The sequence below is a fragment of the Streptosporangium sp. NPDC000095 genome (assembly GCF_042899335.1).
Taxonomy (GTDB): Bacteria; Actinomycetota; Actinomycetes; order Streptosporangiales; family Streptosporangiaceae; genus Streptosporangium.
On record NZ_JBIAZS010000010.1, the window covers coordinates 191,147 to 212,027 of the forward strand.

General features: G+C 69.9%; 13 protein-coding genes and 1 pseudogene. 6 read left to right on the forward strand and 8 right to left on the reverse strand.

From position 1 onward, the window contains the following. Nucleotides 1-84 precede the first annotated feature (84 nt). The 3 genes from ACFY3V_RS22890 (at nt 85) to ACFY3V_RS22900 (ending at nt 6,030) form a co-directional block, all read left to right on the forward strand. A complete protein-coding gene (locus ACFY3V_RS22890; RefSeq protein WP_389776006.1) occupies nt 85-825 on the forward strand; it encodes an ankyrin repeat domain-containing protein in 741 nt (246 codons plus the stop codon). 1,250 nt (nt 826-2,075) lie between these two features. Beyond that, complete coding sequence (locus tag ACFY3V_RS22895; RefSeq protein ID WP_389776009.1) at nt 2,076-4,349, forward strand: catalase; 2,274 nt, start codon at nt 2,076-2,078, stop codon at nt 4,347-4,349. A 283-nt stretch (nt 4,350-4,632) separates the two neighbouring features. Then, nucleotides 4,633-6,030 carry an SDR family oxidoreductase gene (locus tag ACFY3V_RS22900; protein ID WP_389776012.1) on the forward strand — a complete coding sequence of 466 codons (1,398 nt, stop codon included), beginning with the start codon at nt 4,633-4,635 and terminating at the stop codon, nt 6,028-6,030. A gap of 11 nt (nt 6,031-6,041) precedes the next feature. On the opposite strand, the gene ACFY3V_RS22905 is transcribed toward ACFY3V_RS22900, so the two are convergent. The 5 genes from ACFY3V_RS22905 to ACFY3V_RS22925 all read right to left on the reverse strand — a co-directional run bounded on the left by ACFY3V_RS22905 (nt 6,042) and on the right by ACFY3V_RS22925 (nt 14,281). Continuing rightward, on the reverse strand, nt 6,042-7,826 hold the full coding sequence (locus ACFY3V_RS22905; protein WP_362901978.1) for a glycoside hydrolase family 15 protein: 1,785 nt from the start codon (nt 7,824-7,826) through the stop codon (nt 6,042-6,044). 130 nt (nt 7,827-7,956) lie between these two features. Continuing rightward, nucleotides 7,957-10,851: an FAD-binding and (Fe-S)-binding domain-containing protein gene (locus ACFY3V_RS22910; RefSeq protein WP_389776015.1), complete on the reverse strand. Its 2,895-nt coding sequence runs from the start codon at nt 10,849-10,851 to the stop codon at nt 7,957-7,959. Nucleotides 10,852-11,002: 151 nt separating this feature from the next. Next, entirely contained in the window at nt 11,003-12,106 is a 1,104-nt protein-coding gene (locus ACFY3V_RS22915; RefSeq protein WP_362901982.1) for an enolase C-terminal domain-like protein, read from the reverse strand. A 7-nt stretch (nt 12,107-12,113) separates the two neighbouring features. Continuing rightward, complete coding sequence (locus ACFY3V_RS22920) at nt 12,114-13,913, reverse strand: thiamine pyrophosphate-requiring protein (protein ID WP_362901984.1); 1,800 nt, start codon at nt 13,911-13,913, stop codon at nt 12,114-12,116. A gap of 149 nt (nt 13,914-14,062) precedes the next feature. After that, nucleotides 14,063-14,281, reverse strand: coding sequence for a hypothetical protein (locus tag ACFY3V_RS22925; RefSeq protein ID WP_362901986.1), 219 nt, complete (start codon nt 14,279-14,281; stop codon nt 14,063-14,065). Nucleotides 14,282-14,585: 304 nt separating this feature from the next. On the opposite strand from ACFY3V_RS22925, the gene ACFY3V_RS22930 reads away from it, so the two are divergent. From ACFY3V_RS22930 to ACFY3V_RS22940, 3 genes and pseudogenes are all read left to right on the forward strand, one after another. After that, nucleotides 14,586-14,906, forward strand: coding sequence for a plasmid stabilization protein (locus ACFY3V_RS22930; protein WP_362901988.1), 321 nt, complete (start codon nt 14,586-14,588; stop codon nt 14,904-14,906). Nucleotides 14,907-15,608: 702 nt separating this feature from the next. Beyond that, nucleotides 15,609-17,405, forward strand: coding sequence for a protein kinase (locus ACFY3V_RS22935; protein WP_389776248.1), 1,797 nt, complete (start codon nt 15,609-15,611; stop codon nt 17,403-17,405). A gap of 137 nt (nt 17,406-17,542) precedes the next feature. Beyond that, nucleotides 17,543-17,653, forward strand: a pseudogene (locus ACFY3V_RS22940) (hypothetical protein); the annotation flags it as partial. On the opposite strand, the gene ACFY3V_RS22945 reads toward ACFY3V_RS22940, so the two are convergent. The 3 genes from ACFY3V_RS22945 to ACFY3V_RS22955 all read right to left on the reverse strand — a co-directional run bounded on the left by ACFY3V_RS22945 (nt 17,617) and on the right by ACFY3V_RS22955 (nt 20,808). Beyond that, entirely contained in the window at nt 17,617-18,864 is a 1,248-nt protein-coding gene (locus tag ACFY3V_RS22945; protein WP_389776021.1) for a glycosyltransferase, read from the reverse strand. The pseudogene ACFY3V_RS22940 and the gene ACFY3V_RS22945 overlap by 37 nt on opposite strands. 41 nt (nt 18,865-18,905) lie before the next feature. After that, on the reverse strand, nt 18,906-19,910 hold the full coding sequence (locus tag ACFY3V_RS22950; protein ID WP_389776024.1) for an iron-containing redox enzyme family protein: 1,005 nt from the start codon (nt 19,908-19,910) through the stop codon (nt 18,906-18,908). A 358-nt stretch (nt 19,911-20,268) separates the two neighbouring features. Next, nucleotides 20,269-20,808 carry an isochorismatase family cysteine hydrolase gene (locus tag ACFY3V_RS22955; RefSeq protein ID WP_362901994.1) on the reverse strand — a complete coding sequence of 180 codons (540 nt, stop codon included), beginning with the start codon at nt 20,806-20,808 and terminating at the stop codon, nt 20,269-20,271. Nucleotides 20,809-20,881 lie beyond the last annotated feature (73 nt).

Sequence of the window (20,881 nt, forward strand, 5' to 3'; positions counted from 1 at the left end):
CGACCACCGGCACGCCGCCGCCTCCTGACACCCGGGAGAGCGGACGGTACGGTCGGCAGAAACGTCCCCTCGAAAGGGCGCCTCATGCTGGTCATAAGTACCGAGGAACCGCTGGCACTTGCCGTAGTAGACACGATCCACACCGGCGACCAAGCCGCGTTGCGTCGACTGCTCAACGAGAATCCCGGTCTCGCGACGGCCCGACTCGGCGATAGCCCGGATACAGAAGGCGGTATGTCGCGCTCGCTCCTGCACGTAGTCACCGACTGGCCCGGCCATTTCCCCAACGGTGCCGCGACCGTCGCCACTCTTGTCAGCGCAGGAGCCGCCGTCAACGCGAGATTCACCGGCCCGCACACCGAGACCCCGTTGCATTGGGCCGCGAGCAGCGACGACGTCAAGGTCCTGGACGCCCTGCTGGACGCGGGCGCCGACATCGAGGCCCCGGGAGCAGTCATCGCCGACGGCACGCCGTTGACCGATGCTGTCGCCTTTGCTCAATGGAACGCGGCGCATCGCCTCGTCGAAAGAGGAGCCAAGACCTTGCTTGGTGACGCGGCGGCTCTGGGCATCCTCGATCTCGTCACGGACTTCGTCGCGGGAGACCCGCCTATCCAAGAGGAGATCAGCCATGCGTTCTGGCTGGCCTGTCACGGAGGGCAGCGCCGCACCGCAGAGTTCCTCCTGTCCCAGGGCGCCGACCTGAACTGGCTCCCAACCTGGGAGTCCCTGACGCCCCTGGACGCCGCAATCCGCAGCAATGGGACCGAAGTGATCGACTGGCTCCGCTCACAAGGAGCTCTCAAGGCCGAGCAGATGAGCTGACAGCCCGGATCAATGCTGACAGCCCGGATCAATCGCGAACGGCTTACAGTCCGACGACGGAACGCGACGCCCCCGAACCACCGGCGCTCGGGCTACCCAACACCTTGATGCCTCCGGTGGGGGCCTCGGCTCCGGGATGATCGCCGGGAGCTGGCGCGCGGTCCCAGGTGGCTGAGGTGGTGGCCTGATCGTCCCGCTGCCACCTCCCAGGCAAGCCCAGCAGGCCCGCTCCTACGGGTCAAGCCCGTCTGTGACCGTTGGCATCCCATGACCGTGGAACGGCGGCCCGTCGAGGTACACGCGAAGGCGGGCTTGACCCTCCGTCGCCGGCCTGCTGCCGCTTCGTGGTGGGACGAGGCAGACGGGACGATCAGGCGGACCAGGTATGCGCGCCCGCGTCGGGTACGGGCAGACCAAGGGGACGGGGCGGGTACTGCAACGTGTACTGCAACGGCCCCACACAACCGCTTACGGCCACGGCCATCGGTCACCGTCGCCGGACAGGCCGAGGCCCCGCGATCTCGCGGTGAATGGTCCTGATAAGGAAGAGGTCCCAGGTTCAAGTCCTGGTAGCCCCACCCAGCTCAGAGGCCATTTCTCGATAAGGGGAGTGGCCTTTTTTGATCTTCCGGGTGATTAGGTGAGTGACCATGCTCCCCCTGGCCTCACCTTCATCGCGGGGCCGTGCCGGTGGTCGTCGTGTCGTGCTCCGGCGAAGCGGCGGGCGGGGCGGGTGAAGGCGTCCTTTGGCTCGGCCGGGTCGACGACCTCGATGTCGGCGTCGAACCTGCCGATGGCGGAGGCCAGAGCGATCCACGTTCGTGACCTCGGCTGATCATGGGGGCGGGCACCACGAGGTGTTCGCGGGTGGTGCGTGGCTTTTCGCAGGTAGGGGATGGCGAGGGCGAGTGGCGGTTGGACGTTTGCCCACGAGGGAGCGGGTAAAGACCTGGCCTCACGTGGAAAGAAGCGCCGCTCATGGAGTGTGGAGTCGCCGGGTAGGGCACACGTCCGAACGAACGATGTCCGCACCCCGTGTCGCGGAGCCGGTCAAGAACGGGGATTCCGGGTCGTGAGCAGCGGGATCCCATAACCGTGATCAGGTCATGTGCCGAAGCCGGGGCATCGCGTAACGCCGCCGGCTCTCGACGGTTCGACCGCGCCCTGGGCGCGTCGGCCGCCGAGGACCGGACGTGATCTCACACGGTGCCGTCACACCTTGAGGGGGAACGATGGAGAAGTCTCATCCGATGAAGGAAACGGTCGACAAGGTCGTCGACAAGGTGGTCGACGCCGTGTCGGGCGATGGATCTTCGGGCGTGGTCCCCGGCCGGCCGAGCAGCGGGACACCGTCGCCGGATGAGCCGACCGAGCCCCGGGCGCCTCTGCCGCCCAAGCCCGACCAGAGCGGCCCCGATCCCTTCACCCCGACCGGGCAACCCGCCGATGTGCCGCCGGCGGCGCGGGCGCAGGGCGGCGAGTACCTGACGACGGCGCAGGGCCTGCGGCTGGCGGATACCGATCACTCACTCAAGGCCGGCCCCCGCGGACCGGTGCTGCTGCAGGACCACCACCTGCGCGAGAAGATCATGCATTTCGATCACGAGCGCATTCCCGAGCGCGTCGTGCACGCCCGCGGCGCCGCCGCGCACGGCGTCTTCCGCGCCTACGGCAACGCCTCGACGGTGACCAGGGCGGCGTTTCTCGCCGAGGGCGTCGAGACGCCGGTCTTCGTGCGTTTCTCGACCGTCCTCGGGTCACGGGGGTCGGCGGACACGGTGCGCGACACGCGGGGATTCGCCACGAAGTTCTACACCGGCGAGGGTGTCTTCGACCTGGTGGGCAACAACATCCCGGTGTTCTTCATCCAGGACGCGATCAAGTTTCCCGACGTCATCCACGCGGCCAAGCCGCACCCCGACCGGGAGATCCCCCAGGCCCAGAGCGCGCACGACACGTTCTGGGATTTCGTGTCCCTGCACACCGAGGCCACCCACCACACCATCTGGAACATGTCCGACCGGGCCATCCCCCGCTCCTACCGGACGATGGAGGGTTTCGGCATCCACACCTTCCGGCTCGTCAACGCCGAAGGGGCGACGACGCTGGTGAAGTTCCACTGGAAGCCCAAGGCCGGGGTGCACTCACTGGTGTGGGAGGAGGCCCAGATCATCAACGGCATGGACCCGGACTTCCACCGGCGCGATCTGGCCGACGCGATCGAGGCGGGCGCCCACCCGCAGTGGGAGCTGGGTATCCAGGCGTTCCCCGACACCCCCGAGCAGACCTTCGAGGGCATCGACCTGCTGGATCCGACGAAGATCGTTCCCGAGGAGCTGGCGCCGGTCCAGCCGATCGGCCTGCTCACCCTCAACGCCAACCCGACCAACTACTTCGCCGAGACCGAGCAGGTCGCCTTCCACCCGGGTCACCTGGTACCCGGTATCGACATCACCGACGACCCGCTGCTCGCGGGGCGCCTGTTCTCGTACCTGGACACCCAGATCAGCCGGTTGGGCGGCCCCAACTTCGCGCAGATCCCGATCAACCGCCCGCACGCCCCGGTGAACGACATGCTGCGTGACGGCCTGCACCAGACGGCGGTGCACGCGGGCGTCGCCCCCTACAAGCCCAACTCCCTCGACGGCGGCTGCCCCTTCTTCGCGGGGCAGCAGGAGGGCGGGTACGTGGAGAGGCCGGTGCAGGTCGAGGGCCGGAAGGTGCGCGAGGCTCCGGCGTCGTTCGCCGACCACTTCAGCCAGCCCCGCCAGTTCTGGCTGAGCCTTACCCCGGTCGAGCGCGAGCACATCATCTCCGCGTACACCTTCGAGCTCGGCAAGGTCTACGAGCAGGCGATCAAGGAGCGCACCCTGCGGGTGCTCGCCGAGATCGACTCGTACCTGTGCGCGCAGGTGGCCGCAGGACTGGGGCTCCCCGTGCCGAAGCCGACAGGTCCGCTGACTCCGGTCGAGCCCAGCCCCGCGCTCTCCCAGCTCGGCCGGACCTGGCCCACCACCGGCCGGGTCATCGGCATCGTCGTCGGCGAGAACAGCGGCCTGGAGACGGTGCGCGCCGTTCGCCAGGCGATCCTGGACGGCGGCATGGTACCGCTGGTCATCGCCCCGGCGGGTGGCGTGCTCGGAGCGGACGGAGCCGATCCCGTCACCGTGCAGCGCACTTTCGCCACCGCCCGGTCGGTGGAGTTCGACGCCCTGCTGCTGGCCGGTGCGCCCGCACCGGGCAAGGACGCCTACGGCGCCCGGGACGCCAAGGCGGGCACCGGCACGCTCGCCGCGGGAATCGACCCGCGGGTGCTGCTGATGCTCGGCGAGGCGTTCCGCCATGCCAAGCCGCTCGGTGGCTGGGGAGATGCCGAGCGGGCGCTCACCGCCGCGGGGATCGACACCGCGGCACCCGGCGTGCTCGTCGGCGAGAGCGGTGACGGCGTGCTCGGGGAGGTCGTGCGGCTGCTGGGGCAGCACCGGGTCTGGGAACGCTTCCCCACCGCGATCGACATCACCTGACGGGAACGCTCGGGGCAAGGCGGTGGCCTCGTGGGCCCGATGAGCGCGTACTCCGGCTCGTCGGCCCACAGACGGCCATCGGCCTCTCCCCGCACGCCGGTGACGCCGGCCAACCTCGACGTCAACGCGCGCGATCACGGCGGCCTCTCCTCGTGCGCCGGTGACGCCGTATCTCTGGCCGCGCCACCTCAGGGGGCGCGTCGACCACGAGAACATTAATCCTTTTAGCGTGTTATGTCGTTTTTGTCAGGGTAAATCGACTCTGCACGATGGGAGTCGAGCCATGACAACACGAGATGGACGACGCGTCGTAGTGATCACCGGAGCCAGCGCGGGTATCGGCAGGGCCACCGCCCGCCGTTTCGCCGCCCGGGGCGATGCGGTGGCGCTGATCGCCCGAGGTGCCGACGGCCTGGAGGGGGCCGCGCGTGAGGTGCGTGAGGCGGGCGGAAAGGCGCTGGTCATCGAGGCCGACACCGCCGATCATGATCAGATCGACGCCGCCGCGGAGCGGACAGAGGACGAACTCGGCCCCATCGACGTGTGGGTGAACGTCGCCTTCGCGTCGGTGTTCGCCCCCTTCACGCAGATCACACCCGAGGAGTTCCGCCGCGCGACCGAGGTCACCTATCTCGGCTTCGTCAACGGCACGCGCGCCGCGCTGAAGCGGATGCTTCCCCGCGATCACGGTGTGGTCGTCCAGGTCGGCTCGGCGCTGGCGTACCGGGGGATTCCGCTGCAGAGCGTGTACTGCGGAGCCAAGCACGCCATTCAGGGATTCAACGAGTCGCTGCGCTGCGAGTTGCTGCACGACAAAAGCGGTGTACGGGTCACCATGGTGCAGATGCCGGCGGTCAACACACCGCAGTTCGACTGGGTGCTGTCGCGCCTGCCCGGCCATCCCCAGCCCGTTCCGCCGATCTACGAGCCCGAGATCCCGGCCGACGCCATCCTGTACGCGGCGGAGCACCCGCGGCGGCGCGAATACTGGGTGGGTGTCTCGACCGCGGCGACACTCCTCGCCAACGCGGTGATCCCCGGCCTCCTGGACCGATACCTGGCCTGGACGGGTTACGCCTCCCAGCAGACCACCGAGGTGACCCACCGGACCTCTCCCAATCTGTGGCGTCCGGCCGACGAGGAACCCGGTACCGACGAGGGGGCGCACGGCTCCTTCGACCACAGGGCGATAACGCGCAGCCCTCAGCTCTGGGCCTCCCAGCATCACGGACTGCTCGCGGGGGCCTCGGCCCTGACGGCGGGGCTGGGCGCTCTGGCGTGGGCGCACGGGCGTACGGCGAAGGGAACGAGGTGGCGCGGGTCGTTCGAGGAGCGGTCGATGCCACCGGTGCGGGCGATCGAGGTCACGCGCGCGGCATGGGGGCTGGCACTGCTGCTGGCGCCCTCGCAGGTGCTCCGCGTTCTCGGGGGGAGAAGGAGTCGCGGGGCGAAGGTCGTCGCCCGTCTGCTGGGGGCCAGACAGCTGGGCCAGGCGGCCTGGTCGGGCCTTCGCCCCAGCCGGTCGGTGCTCGCCGGTGGCGCCGTGATCGACCTGGTGCACGCGGGCACCGCCGTGGCGCTCGGGGTGGTCGACGACCGCTGGCGCCATGTCGCGCTCTCCGACGCGGGGGTCGCCCTCGCCTGGAGCCTGGCCGGACTGCGCGACAGCGGCAGGTCGTGACGCCGGCCGCGTCACGGGAGGGTACGCGCACCGCTTCGCCCGGTTCCCCGCGCCGAGAGTGTCACCGCCGACTCCAGCAGCAGTGCGTGCACGAACGCCTGGGGCAGGTTGCCGCGCGACTGCCGCTGGCCGATGTCGTACTCCTCGGTGTACAGGCCCGGTGAGCCGCACGCGGCACGGTTGCGCTCGAACCAGCGGACCGCCTCGACCTCGTCTCCGCTCTGGTAGGCGGCGAGCGCGGCCATCAGCCCGCACATCACGAAGGCGCCCTCCGCCTCGCCGAGAGGCCGCTCGTCCTGCCGGAAGCGGTAGAGGTAACCGTCACGTTCGAGGTCGGTGTGTACGGCCGCACGCGTGGCGACGGTCCGCGGGTCATCCGGTGCGAGGGCGCCGCGGACGGCCGGGATGAGCAGGGCCGCGTCCACTCGTCGATCGTCGAAAGCGCGCTGCCAGCGGCCGGACGGGTGGAGTCCGTGCCGTGCGGTGTGGGCCAGGACGGTATCGGCGAGAGTGCTCCAGCGAGCGGCCTGCCTGGCCGGGGCGACGTCGGCCGCCGCCTTCAGCCCGGCGACGCAGATCAGCTTGGAGTGCACCCACTGCCGCGGGGGCAACTCCCAGATTCCCGAGTCCGGGTCCCGCCACCGTCGTGCGATGGTGTCGAGCGCGCTCTCCAGGGCGTTCCAGGAGTCGATGTCCAGCCGATCCCGGCGCGCGGCGGTGGCGAGGAGCAGCAGCGCCTCGCCGAACGCGTCCAGCTGGAACTGCCCGGTCACCCGGTTGCCCACCCTGACCGACGACCCCGGGTAGCCGGGCAGGAACGGCAGCGGGCGCTCCTCGGGCACCCGGCCGCCGCCGGTGGTGTAGGCGGGGGCCAGATGAGGGCCGTCGGCGAGCAGCCGTGCGGTGACGAACGCGACCGCCGCGTCCAGCAGATCGTCGAGACCGGCGACCGCCGCCGCGCGGCCCGCGTAACACTGATCGCGGATCCAGGTGTAGCGGTAGTCGTAGTCGCGGCCGGCCTCGGCGCGCTCGGGCAACGAGGTGGTGGCCGCGGCGACCATGCCGCCGCCCGGTGTCGTCATGCCCCGCAGCACCGTGTGGGCGTGTACGGCGTCGCGGTGGGCGACGTACCCCCGCAGGGAGGGGTCGGTGACGAGCCACGACTGTTCGGTGGTGCGCCATGCCGTCACCGGATCGACGGGCGCCACGTCGAACGGCCGGCAGGCCAGTTCCAGCACGAGGTCGTGATGCCCTCCCTCGGGCACCCGCAGGTCGGCGCGTAGCTCTCCCCCCGCTCCTTGGCCGGCGTGTTCGGCACCCGTCCAGCGCAGATGGAGGTCGCCGGTGCGCCCGGTCCAGACCCCCGACTCGCGGTGCGGTTCGCGCAGGGACCGCCTGCCGAAACCCGCCCGCGGATCGAGGATCACCGCCACCCGGGCGGGGCCGTCCACGGCCCGTATCCGGCGCAGCAGCACGGCACGTTCCGGATCGGCGGGGAAGGCGAGGGCCTCGCGGCACTCGACGATGCCGTGCGAGGTCACCCACCGGCTGTTCCAGATCAGCGAGCCGTCCTCGTAGAACCCGCCCCACACGAACCGCGCGTCGACGGGTGTGACGGCGTACACGCCGCGGCCGCCGAGCAGGTTCGTGAACACGGCGTCGGAATCCCATCGCGGCACGCACAGCCAGCAGATGTCCCCGCGCGGACCGATGAGGGCACCGCGGTACCCGTCGGCGAGAAAGGCGTACTGCCGAAGCACCTGCGGAGCGAAACCCACGGTGTCCTCGCTCGTCATGGAGTCGGCCTCCCTTCTCGGCGTGTCAGGGCCGCATGGAATCGGACTCCCCTGTCTGGGGGGCAGGGCGCTGACGGCCCGCTTTCCCTCCGTCGGATACGCGACGGGAGGCCGGGGTCGGCGAGACGGTTCAGCGGGCGCCCGAGCGCACCCGTTCCTGCTGCCGGTGCGCGGGGGCCGGTGGCGACCGCAACAGCACCTCGGCGAGGAGTTCGGCCAGATGAACCGGTTTCGCGTGGGTGCCGGACTCGATCTGGGTACGGCAGGAGAAGCCGTCGGCGAGAATCCTGGTCCCCTCGTCCGCCGCCCGCACGGCGGGCCACAGTCCCAGCTCGGCCACGCCGGTCGAGATCTCGTGGTGGCCGCGCTCGAAGCCGAAGTTGCCCGCGAGCCCACAGCAGCCCACGTCCAGCACCTCGACCTGGATCCCGACGCGCTCCAGCAGCCTGGTGTCGGCCTCGAAGCCCCAGATGGCGTGCTGGTGGCAGTGCGGCTGGGCGAGCGCGCGCACTCCGGTACCCGGCGGCGGGGCGACCTGTGCCCGGTCGAGCAGCATCTCCGACAGCGACCTGATCCGGTGGCCGAGCAGCTCCACGTCCGGGTCGCCGGGCAGCAGTTCGGGCGCGTCGGAGCGCAGGACGGCGGCGCAACTCGGCTCCAGCCCGACGACCCGCATCCCCCGCCGCAGCCGGGGGGCGAGCGCCGCCGCGGTCCGACGCAGCACGCGCCTGGCGGTGCCGAGCTGGCCGGTGGAGATCCAGGTGAGCCCGCAGCACAGCGGCACCGGCGGCACCTCGACCCGGTAGCCGTGCGCCTCCAGCAGGCGCGTCGCCGCCACGGCCGCGCCGGGACGGAAGTTGTCGGTGAAGGTGTCCGGCCACAGTACGACCGGCTCGCCCCCGTCGAGATCTCGTGGCGGCCGGTCGCGGAACCAGTCGGTGAAGCGCTCGGCGGCGAAGCGCGGCAGTTCGCGACGCCGGTCGACACCTCCGGCGAGCCGGACCAGCCCGCTCAGGCCGGGCGTGTGGGTGAGCGCGTTGACCGCTCCGGGCGCGAGGGCGGCGATCCTGGCCCACAGGGGCAGCCAGCCCATCGAGTAGTGCGCGACCGGCCGTGGCCGTCCCCGGTAGTGATGGGAGAGGAACTCGGCCTTGTAGGTGGCCATGTCCACGTGCACCGGGCACTCACCTCGGCAGCCCTTGCAGGACAGACACAGGTCGAGCGCGTCGTGCACCGCCCTGGAGCGCCAGCCGCCGGTGACCGTCTCGCCGCGCATCATCTCCATCAGGATGCGGGCCCGGCCCCGGGTGCTGTGCCGCTCCTCCCGGGTGACCCGGTAGCTGGGGCACATCACCCCGCCGGAGTCGGAGCGGCACTTGCCGACGCCGACGCAGCGGGCGGCGGCGTGGGTGAACCGGTGGTGGTCGTCCGGGTAGTCGAAGTACGTCTTCGGCTCGGCGGGGTGATAGTCCAGGTGGTCGAGGTTCTCGTCCAGCCGGTACGGATCGACGATCTTGCCGGGGTTCATCCGCCCTTCCGGGTCCCAGATCCGCTTGAAGACACCGAACAGTCCGACGACCTCGGGGCCGAACATGATCGGCAGCAGCTCGCCCCGTGACTGCCCGTCGCCGTGCTCGCCGGACAGCGATCCGCCGTAGGAGGCGACGAGGCGCGCGGCGTCCTGCACGAATCCGCGATATTTCGCCACTCCCTCGGGGTCGTCCAGGTCGAACGGTATCCGGGTGTGCACACACCCCTGCCCGAAATGCCCGTAGAGAGAGGAGTTGTGGTAGCCGAAGCGGTTCAGCAGCGCCTGGAAGTCGCGCAGGTAGTCGCCGAGCCGCTCCGGCGGGACGGCCGCGTCCTCCCAGCCCTCGTGGGTGTCGGGATTGTCCGGCGGGTAGGCGGTCACGCCCAGCCCGGCCTCGCGGATCCTCCACACCCGCTCCTCTTCCGCGGGGTCGTCCAGATAGGTGGTGTGCGCGCCCGCGGCCTCGCCGAGCAGCCTCCTGGCCCGCTCGTCGGCCTCCTCGCGGGTGTCGCCGCCGAACCGCACCATCAGCCACCCCGAGCCTTCCGGCAGCCTGTTCAGTACCTCCTGCCCGGCGACGTGTTCGACCCTGGCCAGGTCCATCAGTTCGTGGTCGAGCCCCTCCAGCGCCAGCGGCCGGTGCTTCACGATCTTCGGCACCGCGTCGCCCGCCGTGGCGATGTCGGGGTAGCCCAGCACCGCCAGCGACTGGAACCGGGGCACCGGGAAGAGGCTGATCTCCGCGTGCAGCACCGTGATCAGCGTCGACTCGCTGCCCACCAGCGCGCGGGCCACGTTGAAGCCGTTCTCCGGCAGCAGCGAGTCCAGGTTGTAGCCCGAGACGCGGCGCGGGATCTTCGGGTAGCGGGTCCGGATCAGCGCGAGGTTCTCGTCGCGCAGCCTTCGCATCGCCCGGTAGATCTCCGCCCGACGCCCACCCAGCGTGAGGATGCGCTCGTACTCCTCCTCGGAGGTCTCCCCCACCCACATCCGCAGGCCGTCGTAGGTGAGCACCTCCAGCCGGATCACCGAGTCGGCCATCTTCCCGTACGCCTGTGCCGAGGCGCCGCACGAGTTGTTGCCGATCATCCCGCCGATGGTGCAGGTGTCGTGGGTGGAGGGCTTGGGGCCGACCATCAGGTGCCGGTCGGCGAGTTCGGCGTTGAGGTCGTCCAGGCAGATGCCGGGCTCGACCAGGGCCCGCTCGCCGTCCACCGACAGCAGTCGCGTGCAGTACTTCGACCAGTCGATTACCACGCCCTCGTTGCAGCACTGCCCGGCCAGGCTGGTTCCCCCGCCCCGGGAGTGCACCGGCGTCCGGTGCTCGTGGCAGACGCGCACGGCCTCGGCCCCGGCCTCCACGGTGCGGGGCACCACGACCACGGACGGGGTCTGGCGGTAGTTCGAGGAATCGTGGGCGTAGGCGGCGAGCGACCCCTCGTCGCATCGCACCTCCCCGTCCACCCGGGCCCTGAGGTTGCGATAAAGGGACACGAGTCGCTACATACCCGACATAATTCACATTAGGGTGAAAAAAGGTAATTTTCCGGCGTGGAGTTCTTTCGTTTCCGCCGGGGTCGGGGCGTGCCCTCGGACCTTACCGCCGCTGAAAGCCATACCTGGTCGGCCGCCGGGCGGCACGCCGTCAGCCGACCCGGTACGGTTCGGCATCGGCGTCGCGCAGGCTCAGCCCGTGTCCCGGCGCGTCCCGGCGAAGCCGCAACAGCCCGTCGTCCGGGTCGAGGGCGCCGTCGAAGAACATCGTCTCGATCCGCGCGTGGTCGTGGAACCACTCCAGGTGGCGCAGGTTGGGAACGGCCGCGGCGACGTGCGCGTGCAGGTGCGGCGCGCAGTGTCCGGACAGCTGCAGGCCGTACGAGGCGGCGACGGCGGCGACCCGCAGCCACTCGCTGATCCCGCCGCAGCGCGACACGTCGGCCTGCAGGCAGTCCACCGCCCCCGCCTGGCACATCCGCCGGAAATAGGTGAGGTCACCGCCGTACTCCCCGGCGGTGACCTCGGGCGGCACGGCGGCGCGGACCTCGCGCAGCCCGTCGAGGTCGTCGGAGGAGACGGGCTCCTCCAGCCAGCGCACATCCAGCCCGGCCGCCTCCCCCATCACCCGGACGGCCTGCTTGACGGTGTAGCCGCCGTTGGCGTCCACGAACAGCTCGACGTCCGCACCCACGATCTTCCTGGACAGGCGCATCCGCTCCAGGTCGCGACCCGGGTTCGCGCCCCAGGACTCCCCGATCTTGATCTTCACGCGGGGGATTCGCCGTTCCTGGGTCCAGTGGGCGAGCTGGCGGGTGAGCGCGCCGTCGTCGTAGGTGGTGAAGCCGCCGCTGCCGTAGACCGGTACCTCCTCGCGGGCCGCGCCGATGAGCCGGTGCAGTGGCAGGTCCAGCAGGCGGGCCTTGAGGTCCCACAGTGCCACGTCCACGGCGGAGAGCGCGTACCCGGCCACCCCCTGCCTGCCGTCGTTGCGCACCGCGCGGACCATGGCCTGCCAGGCGCCGGTGATGTCCAGCGCCGCGCGGCCCCGCACCGCCGGGGCGAGCCGGTCGCCGATCACGGCGGCGCAGGCGGCCGGCCCGTACGTCCAGCCAAGTCCGGTGCCGCCACCGGCCCGCACCCGCGCCAGCACGATCGTGGTCGAGTCCCAGGCCAGCGTCCCGTCGGCCTCGGGCGCGTCCGTCGGGACGGTGTAGGCGCTCGCCTCGACCGCATCGACGAGTGGGCCGGTCACAGGCCGCTCACCCGCCGCCGTCGCGGTGCGGCAGGAACTCCTGCATCTTGGTCCTGATCCCCTCCCGCAGGACGCCCCAACGGTTCTCGTCACCCCGCAGAAGCGCCTCGGCGGAGTCCTTCATCTGCTCGAAGGTCGCGTGCGGCGGGATCGGAGGCACGTCAGGATCGACGTACACGTCCAGGAGGACGGGCCGGTCGGCACCCAGCGCACGTTCCCAGGCCGGCGCGACCTGTTCGGGGCTGTCGACGGTGAACGCCCCCATGCCCAGGCTCGCGGCGAAGGCGGCGTAGTCCACGTCCGGCAGGGTCTGCGACTGGGGGAACTTGGGCGAACCCTGCATGGCGCGCATCTCCCAGGTGACCTGGTTGAGGTCGTTGTTGTGCAGCACCGCGACGATCAGCCGCGGGTCGGACCAGTCGCGCCAGTAGTGCTTGACGGTGATCAGCTCGGCCAGGCCGTTCATCTGCATCGCCCCGTCACCGGCGAACACGATCACCGGGCGGTCCGGGTGGGCGAACTTGGCGCCGATCCCGTACGGTACGCCCGGCCCCATGGTGGCCAGCGTGCCCGACAGCGAACCACGCACGCCGTCGCGGAAGCGCAGGTTGCGGGCGTACCAGTTGGCGGCCGAGCCGGAGTCGGCGGTGACGATCGCGTCGGCGGGCAGCAGCGGGGACAGCTCGTGGAACAGGCGCATCGGATTGACCGGCTTGGCCTCGACCATCGCCTCCATCCGCATGGTCTCCCACCACCGCTCGACGTCGGCCTCGATGCTCTCGCGCCAGGAGCGGTCCTGTTTGGGTTTCAGCAGCGGGATGAGGGCCCGCAGGGTGGTCGCGGCGTCGCCGACCAGGTTCACCTCGTACGGGTAGCGCATGCCGATCAGCTTGGGGTCGATGTCGATCTGCACGGCCCGCGCCTGGTCCAGGTCCGGCAGGAACTGGGTGTAGGGGAAGCTGGAGCCGACGGTGAGCAGCGTGTCGCAGCCCTTCATCATCTCGTAGCTCGGCCGGGTGCCCAGCAGCCCGATGGAGCCGGTCACGTACGGCAGTTCGTCCGAGAGCACGTCCTTGCCCAGCAGTGCCTTGGCCACGCCCGCCCCCAGCAGTTCGGCGACCTCCATGAGCTCCGCGCGGGCACTTCGAGCGCCGGAACCGGCCAGGATCGCGACTCTCTCACCGGCGTTGAGCAGGTCGGCGGCGTAGTGGAGCGCCGCGTCGTCCGGAAAGATCTTCGGCCAGTCGATGCCCAGGCTGGAGGGCACCATCTTGAACTCGTGGCCCGGCGGGGTGTACTCGAGTTCCTGTACGTCGGCGGGCAGGATGATCGCGGTCGGGGCCCGCTCGGCCAGTGCCACGCGGATCGCCCGGTCCAGCACGTTCGGCAGTTGCTCGGGCACGGTGACCATCTGCACGTACTCGCCGGCCACGTCCTTGTAGAGCGAGAGGAGATCGACCTCCTGCTGGTAGGAGCCGCCCATCGCGCTGCGGTTGGTCTGGCCGACGATCGCGAGCACCGGGACGTGGTCGAGCTTGGCGTCGTAGAGGCCGTTGAGCAGGTGGATCGCGCCCGGCCCCGAGGTCGCCGCGCAGACCCCGAGGCGCCTGCCGAACTTGGCATAGCCGACCGCCTCGAACGCGCTCATCTCCTCGTGCCGCGCCTGGACGAACACCGGTCGGTCCCCGGCCCGCCCCCACGCGGCGAGCAGGCCGTTGATGCCGTCGCCCGGATAGCCGAAAATCCTCTGGACCCCCCACTCGCGCAGGCGTTCCAGCACATAGTCGGCAACAGTCGTCGAAGTCATCGGTCATCCCCCCTTGGTTGGGATACAGGCGGCCGAACGACCGCTCTCACCTCGCCTTTCGCCACCCCGTCGGTCTGCTCCAGGTCGGCCGGTCGTCCCGGCGTTCCCGTGAGATCCGTGCCCTCCTGTCGGCAGATGGCCGTCGGGGCTCAGCGGCGCCGAGGTCCGGACCTGGTGGGGCCGCCCCTGCGCAGGGTCGCCAGCCACTCCCCGGTGACCAGCGCGTAGGCGGCGGCCAGCGCGGTCAGCGCGATGCCCGCCAGGAAGAGCGGCCACCTCTGGGAGATCCCGGCCCCGAGGGTGAGCGCCAGCAGGATGATGAAAGCGATGCAGGAGACGATCAGCCGGGCGTTCGGCGGTTTCCTCATGACCCTCCTCCCGGCCGGTGGTGCCGTCGGTCATCTTTCCTGCTGCTCCCCTACCCCGACCAGCGTCAAACCACCACAAAAGCTGACATATAACTCAATCGGCTTGTTTGTCGACACCCGCTTCGTGATCCGGGGGTCCGGCGGCGGGTGCGCCGATCAGCGGACGCAGTCCGGCTCCTCGTGCCCGGAAGGTCCAGCGGTGGTGGCGAGCCGAATTCGGCCGGTGCCCGCATGTCCGGAAGGCGTTGGGGCACGGACCGGACAAGGGCACGAACGACGAAAGGATCAAGGAAAGGGGATCGTCATGCCTCGGGGATCGAGTCCCAAGCGGGAACGACAGTACAAGCACATCAAGGAGAGCGCACGCGAGCGCGGCGAGAGCGAGAAGCGGGCGACCGAGATCGCGGCCCGCACGGTGAACAAGGAGCGGGCGAGGGCCGGTGAGTCGCGGACCGCGAGCCGTACCTCGACCCAGGACATCTCCTCCTCCCGGCGCGGCGGGCTGCGCTCGCACTCGGGTGCGGGTGGCCGGACGCGGGACCAGCTGTACGCCGAGGCCAAGCGCCGCAACGTCAAGGGGCGTTCGAAGATGACGAAGGCCCAGTTGGAGAAGGCGATCGGCTAGCGATCGGCCACTGATCGGACGTCAGGGCCCGGTCGGCTTCGGGCGCGACGGTGAGGCGACCGTCCTGAAGGCCGGTGCCACACGGACCGCGATGTCAACGGTGCTTGTCGAGAACACCGTTGACATTGTCCGGATGCCGGTGGCACCGGTCAGGGGATGCCGGGACTGCCGGAGATGTCGGAGAGGCCGAGAGCGCGGCCGTCTCGTGCGAGGTGAAGGCCTATACGCCGGGCGAATGCGGACCACGGTGTCCGAGCCTGGCCGTGCGGTTTCGCGAATCTCCGCCGGGTGGACGGAGGCGGTGCGACCATGCCGTCCCCCACGGGATGTCATTCTCTATTCGGGGAATTCCTCATGGTGCTTACGGTCGCATGGCCGATGGATTTATATGAGATGCCATGTCAACAGTGCGGCGATATGTTGAAAATGTTGTACGCGCATAATGTTGATCCTATGATGACTCGAGTTATGGATCCGTGCGGGTGAATTGAGGCCGAAACTCGGGATTCGGGCATGTTTCCTGACGCGCCGGACGAACTCGCATCGGCCTCGATCCGTGCGAGCCCGGCCGTGGACGTGCTCACCCTCGCCGTCTCCGGGGTGTGGTCTGGCCGGCAGTTCGCCGATCGGTGCTGTCGCGGCCGACATCCGCGTCGAACAGTTCATATCCGGGGAGAGGGTGCCATGAAGGACGATCAACCCATGGGGTCCGGAGAACCTTCACGAATCAGTGCCTATCGCATTGTCCGGAGGATCGGGGAGGGCGGGCAGGGCGTCGTCTATCTGGGTAAGGCGGATTCCGGCACTCCTGTGGCCATAAAGCTCTTCCATATCCGGCTCGGCAGGGACAGCGCCGTCCGTGATGACTTCGAACGTGAGCTGAAAGTCGCGAAACGGGTCGCCCGTTTTTGTACGGCACAGGTGCTGGATTTCGGCATCTGGGGAAACCACCCGTACATCGTGAGCGAGTACGTCCCTGGCCGTTCGCTCCAGGAGGTGGTGACCGAGGAGGGGCCGCGCTCGGGCAGCGCCCTGGAACGCCTGGCCATCGGTACGGCCACCGCACTGGTCGCCCTGCACGACGCCGGAATCGTCCATAGGGATTTCAAGCCGCAGAACGTGCTGATCGGCCCGGACGGGCCCCGGGTCATCGACTTCGGCATCGCCCGGGACCTCGCGGTGACCGGTGCGGTGACCAGCAGGGTCGTGGGAACGCCCGCCTACATGGCACCCGAGCAACTGAGCGCCGGTCGGCCCGGCCTCGCCCTGGACGTGTTCGCCTGGGCCTCCACCATCGCCTTCGCGGCGACGGGCCGTCCGCCGTTCGGCGACGACGCCATCCCCGTGATCATCAACAGGATCGTGAACCTCGATCCCGACCTCGACGGGATCGAGACACCGCTGCGGGACCTGCTCGCCGCGTGCCTCGCCAAGGACCCCGGCCGAAGGCCCACGGCGCAGCAGATCCTCGATCGGCTGGTGCGCGGAAACGGGGCCGCTCCCGTCGACTCACGGGAGACCTCCGCCGTCGACCGACCGGACGCCCCCACGGGAGACGGCGCTTCGCGATCACCGGTCCGAGATGGGACGCCCGGTTCGCCGGGCGGGAACGGCGGAGGTGGCTCGCCGGCCAGGGATAGGGAGTCGAGTCTCCCGAGCGGGGGCGGAGCGGTGAGTTCGCCGGGCGGAGTAGTGGATTTGCCGGGCGGAGTGGCGGGTTCGCCGGGTGGAGCGGATGCTTCCGGCGTCATGGGCGCCGCCACGGACCCGGACACGCTCAAAAGGCGCGGGAAGAGACGTACGAAGGTCCTCGCGGTAGCCGCCGCCGTGGTCGTCGTGGGAGTCGCCGGGGCCTTCGTCGCTCTGGTGCCTGTCGGGGACTCGACCGTGCCGGTGGCCGGCGGGCCGCGGACCTCGTCGGCGCCGACCGGTGGGACAGGAACGATCGGGGAGGCGGAAACGAGCGGTGGGACAGGAACGATCGGGGAGGCGGAAACGAGCGGTGGGACAGGAACGATCGGGGAGGCGGAAACGAGCGGTGGGACAGGAACGCCGAGGGACGTCGCGGGCCCCATCTGGGCCTCCATCGGTGTGGGGACCGTCTCTCCGGAGGCGGTTCCCACATCATCGGTGTCCGATCCCGTCGCGAGCAGCCGCCCCGCGACGAAACCGGCGGTGCCCCAGCCCTCCCGCGAACCCTCCGTCGGCACCGAACCTTCGAGCGGAGACTCGCGCCCCGGACGCTCGTCGCCCGAACCGACGCGGCTCGTCGAACTCGGTCCCGGCCATTTCACCGAATACTGCAGGACGATCGGCTGGGAGTGGGTGGAATACCGGAAAACTCCCACGCCGGGGGCGTACTGCGTCATGCGGAAGGGAGACCGGACCATGTATCTGACCCAGGCCAAACGTGACGCCGGCTGCCGGTGGCGGTTCGACGAGCCGAAGGCCGTCCACCGCTTCAAGAACAGTTCGAACTACTGCTACGTCTCCCGCTGACGGGGCCGCGAGCGGTATGTGTACGGTCTGCTGAGCAATGGGCTGGTAAATCGATGGAGCCGGGGACGGTCCGTCAGGGCGCGGAACCGGTGTTTTCTCCGGGGCGCGGTGGGCACAGGGGCGATATGCGCTCAAAAATGGATGATTCGGTCACAGTGACCTCCTGTGAGGACGGGCCACTGCTGATCCGAGGGCCGTTCACCCTGCTCACTCAGGACGGGGCCGTCATCGATCCCGGCCGGGTGACGGTGGCGCTGTGCCGTTGTGGCCTGTCCGCTTCCAAGCCGTTCTGTGACGGCTCGCACAAGCGGGCCGGTTTCCGGGCCGCGAGCGAGCCGGACGCGGCGGCCTGAGCAGACGTCTGAGTCTGAGCACACGTCTGAGCAGGTGTCCGAGCGCGCCTCTGAGCACGCGTCCGAGCGCGCCTTCTGAGCAGGCGGGGTGGGTGGGCGGCGGCCGGTATCCGGCGTCCGGCGTAGAAGACGCCGCCGCGCAGAAATCGGGTCGCGAGGGCGAGCCAGCTGCAGACGGCCCGTTCCAGCAGCCATACCGGGGCGAACAGCGCGGCGGTGAAGGGAAAGACCTGTGGCCCGCCCGCGCGGCGACGACCGATCTCGGCCAGGCCCACCGCCAGCCCGGCCCCGGCCAGGGCCGGTCCGGGGCGCCGTCGTAGCAGCGCGACGGCGAGAGCGGGTGCGACGGCGAGAAAGAACGCCATCCGGGCCGGTTGCGCGAGGTCGTCGTAGGCCTGGCGAACCCGCTGGGACCAGAAATGGTGCGGATCGGGCGGCAGGCGGCGAACGTAGAGATCGAGCGGGCGATCCTCCCGGCCTCCGTGGGCGCGGACGGTGCGGATCAGCTCAAGGTTTTCGAACAGGACGTCCCCGTCGTAGCCGCCCATCGCGAGGAAGGTCGAGCGGCGCACCCCGAACGTGCCGGGATAGTCGGCGCCGAAACCGCGGTTGAGCAGGGTGCGGGCGGTGTCCCAGCGGGCGTGCCAGGGCATCGGATCGAAGTGGTTCTGCGGGCGTACCAGCTCGGCGTTCCTCAGCAGGGCGTCGACCCTGACCAGTTCGCCCTCGCCGTAGCGGACGTCGTCGTCGGCGATGACCACGTGTTCCGCGCGGGCCAGGCGCAGTCCGGTGATCACCCCGTTGACCTTGCCGTTCGCGAAGTCGAGGTCACCGTCGGGCCGTACGTGCAGCGCGAGGCCCTCCCAGCGGGCGGCGTGCCGGGCGAACAGCGCGGCGGGTGAGCCGTCGACGACGATGACGCGGACGAGCGGGCGCAGCCGGCGCAGGTAGGCGGTGAGCTCCTCAAGACCGGCGTCGTCACTCCAGCGCAGCGGCAGCACGTAGTCCATGCCCGGATCCATGCCGGGGTCCACGCCGTAGTCCTTGTAGGGGTCCATGCCCGGGTCCGTGTCGGGGGCTGTGTCGGGGGCCGCGTCGAGGTCCATGTCGAGGTCCGTCTCCCTGTCGGGGGCCTTGTCGGGGTTCGTCAGCGGCTCTCCGCCATCACGTTCGTCTCGCGCAGTGAGGAGGCACCGCACCGCCAGTGATCCATGACGTGCTCGGCGAAGAGCCGATCGAGGGTGAGGGCGCAGGCCGCTCCGTACAGGACGTCGCCGGCCCGCGAGGGGTGCTCGCGGACGAAGCCGCCGCACATGTCGTGCGCGGCGATCTGCTCGTGGACGGCGTCCGCCTGTACGTGCTCGTCGTAGAAGCGCCTCGCGGCCTCGTCGCCGCCCAGCCTGCGCAGTCCGGTGGAGTAGCGGCGGTTGGGGGCCGAGGAGGTCATCTCGAACGCCGCCAGGTGACCGAGCAGCGCCCCGAGGTGGCGCCGGTGAAGACCGAAGAACGACATGGTGTTGGAGATCGCCAGCGTGATCGCCGGGACCCGGTCGAGGTAGGCGCCGTAGGAGTCGTCCAGGCCCAGCCCGCGCATGGTGGCTCGAAACAGCTCGGAATGCATCTTCTCGACGCGCCCGCCGCCGTACTCGTCCGCCTGGATCTCCACCAGCGCCGCCTTGGGGCGGCCGTCCAGCCGGGGGATCGCCCAGGTGTGCGGATCGGCCTCCTTGAGGTGGTAGATCGACCGGTGCGCGACGAACTCGCGGAACTGCTCCAGATCGGCTCGCCGGGCGAGGAAGGCCGACAGGGAGGGGCCGTCGTCGGCGGTCACCAGTTCGGCCAGGGCACGTCGCACGGACAAGTCCGGTGGGTACGGCGGGCGGGGTACGGCTCGTGCGAGACCGTTTTCCAACCGTCGCTCCAGCACCTTCCTCATCGCCAGCAGCGACGGTTCCCATTCCCACTCCTCGTCCACCTCCTCGAAGCCCCGGTAGTGCAGCTCGTAGCAGGTGAAGAGCGCCAGCTGGAGATCCTCGTCGGCGATGGCGGGAGTTTCGGCCGGTGCCGACGGTGGGTCGAAGGGGTGGGGCGGACGCCTCAGCCGTTCGAAGAGCGCGGCGGTAAGGGGACCCCGAGGCGTGGGAAGCTGCATCACGATCTCCCGTGTCGGCGAAAGGCTGCGGGTGGAAGGGTGGGTGATGGACCGGTGGAGCTTCAGGTTCCCGAGGGGTCTCTCCCCGCGAGGCCGCGCGGCGGGTTCTCCGGCCCGGTGGATGAATGGGTCCCGATGCGCATGCGACCGTCTGTGGATATGTGGCCGTATATCGACTTATCGAACACCCGTACCATATGTCCCTGATGCCCTCATCTTTACCGAGCTAACCTCCCGGCGGTGCAAGCCGTGAGGAGAGTCGCGGCCGAGGGGAGGAGCGATCAGGGTGAACACCGTCATCCCAGATGACAGCGGTCGGCGGGCGCCGGAGCCGGTGCCGGGTGCGTCGAGCCGGGGGTCATCCCAGGCAGCGTTCGGCGGGAAGGAGTTCGGCGCGCATGTTGCGCTCCATCATCCGCAGTGACGCGTCGGCGAGGTCGGGATGGATGTGGGCCACACAGTCGGAGGCCACCCGGATGGAGAAGTCGCGCACATAGGCGTCCAGGGCGCTGTAGAGCACGCACTGCTCGGTCACCTGGCCGGCCAGCACGACGGTCTCGATCTCCTCGCGGCGCAGCAGATACTCCAGCGGCGTGCCGAAGAACGCGCTGTGGCGCACCTTGGACATGAAGGCGCAGCCGGCCGGGGGAAGCACCGGCTCGACCAGGTCGGGGCGTCGTCCCTTTAGAGCACGACGCCGCAGGTCCTCGGCCGTGGCGGCGAAGTCGCCGTGGTTGTCGTTGACCACTATCAGCCGGGCGTCCCGATGCCGGTGGGCACGCCTCATCAACTCCGCCAGAGGCTCCACGATCTGCTCGGCGCTCTTCTGCAGCGCGTCGGCGTCCTCGTGGTCATAAGGGTTCAGCATGTCCACCACGACCACCGCGACAGCACTCATGTTTCCGTCCTCCGTGATCCGAGCCGAGGGTGATCACGGCTCTCGCGGGACAAAACCATGATCACCCTTCGGT

Excerpts from the sequence above, each read along its gene's own strand:
- ACFY3V_RS22900 (WP_389776012.1), top strand. The coding sequence starts at position 4,633 with ATGACAACACGAGATGGACGACGCGTCGTAGTGATCACCGGAGCCAGC.
- ACFY3V_RS22925 (WP_362901986.1), bottom strand. The coding sequence starts at position 14,281 with ATGAGGAAACCGCCGAACGCCCGGCTGATCGTCTCCTGCATCGCTTTC.
- ACFY3V_RS22935 (WP_389776248.1), top strand. The coding sequence starts at position 15,609 with ATGGGGTCCGGAGAACCTTCACGAATCAGTGCCTATCGCATTGTCCGG.
- ACFY3V_RS22895 (WP_389776009.1), top strand. The coding sequence starts at position 2,076 with ATGAAGGAAACGGTCGACAAGGTCGTCGACAAGGTGGTCGACGCCGTG.
- ACFY3V_RS22950 (WP_389776024.1), bottom strand. The coding sequence starts at position 19,910 with ATGCAGCTTCCCACGCCTCGGGGTCCCCTTACCGCCGCGCTCTTCGAA.
- ACFY3V_RS22920 (WP_362901984.1), bottom strand. The coding sequence starts at position 13,913 with ATGACTTCGACGACTGTTGCCGACTATGTGCTGGAACGCCTGCGCGAG.
- ACFY3V_RS22890 (WP_389776006.1), top strand. The coding sequence starts at position 85 with ATGCTGGTCATAAGTACCGAGGAACCGCTGGCACTTGCCGTAGTAGAC.
- ACFY3V_RS22955 (WP_362901994.1), bottom strand. The coding sequence starts at position 20,808 with ATGAGTGCTGTCGCGGTGGTCGTGGTGGACATGCTGAACCCTTATGAC.
- ACFY3V_RS22945 (WP_389776021.1), bottom strand. The coding sequence starts at position 18,864 with ATGGACCTCGACGCGGCCCCCGACACAGCCCCCGACACGGACCCGGGC.
- ACFY3V_RS22905 (WP_362901978.1), bottom strand. The coding sequence starts at position 7,826 with ATGACGAGCGAGGACACCGTGGGTTTCGCTCCGCAGGTGCTTCGGCAG.
- ACFY3V_RS22930 (WP_362901988.1), top strand. The coding sequence starts at position 14,586 with ATGCCTCGGGGATCGAGTCCCAAGCGGGAACGACAGTACAAGCACATC.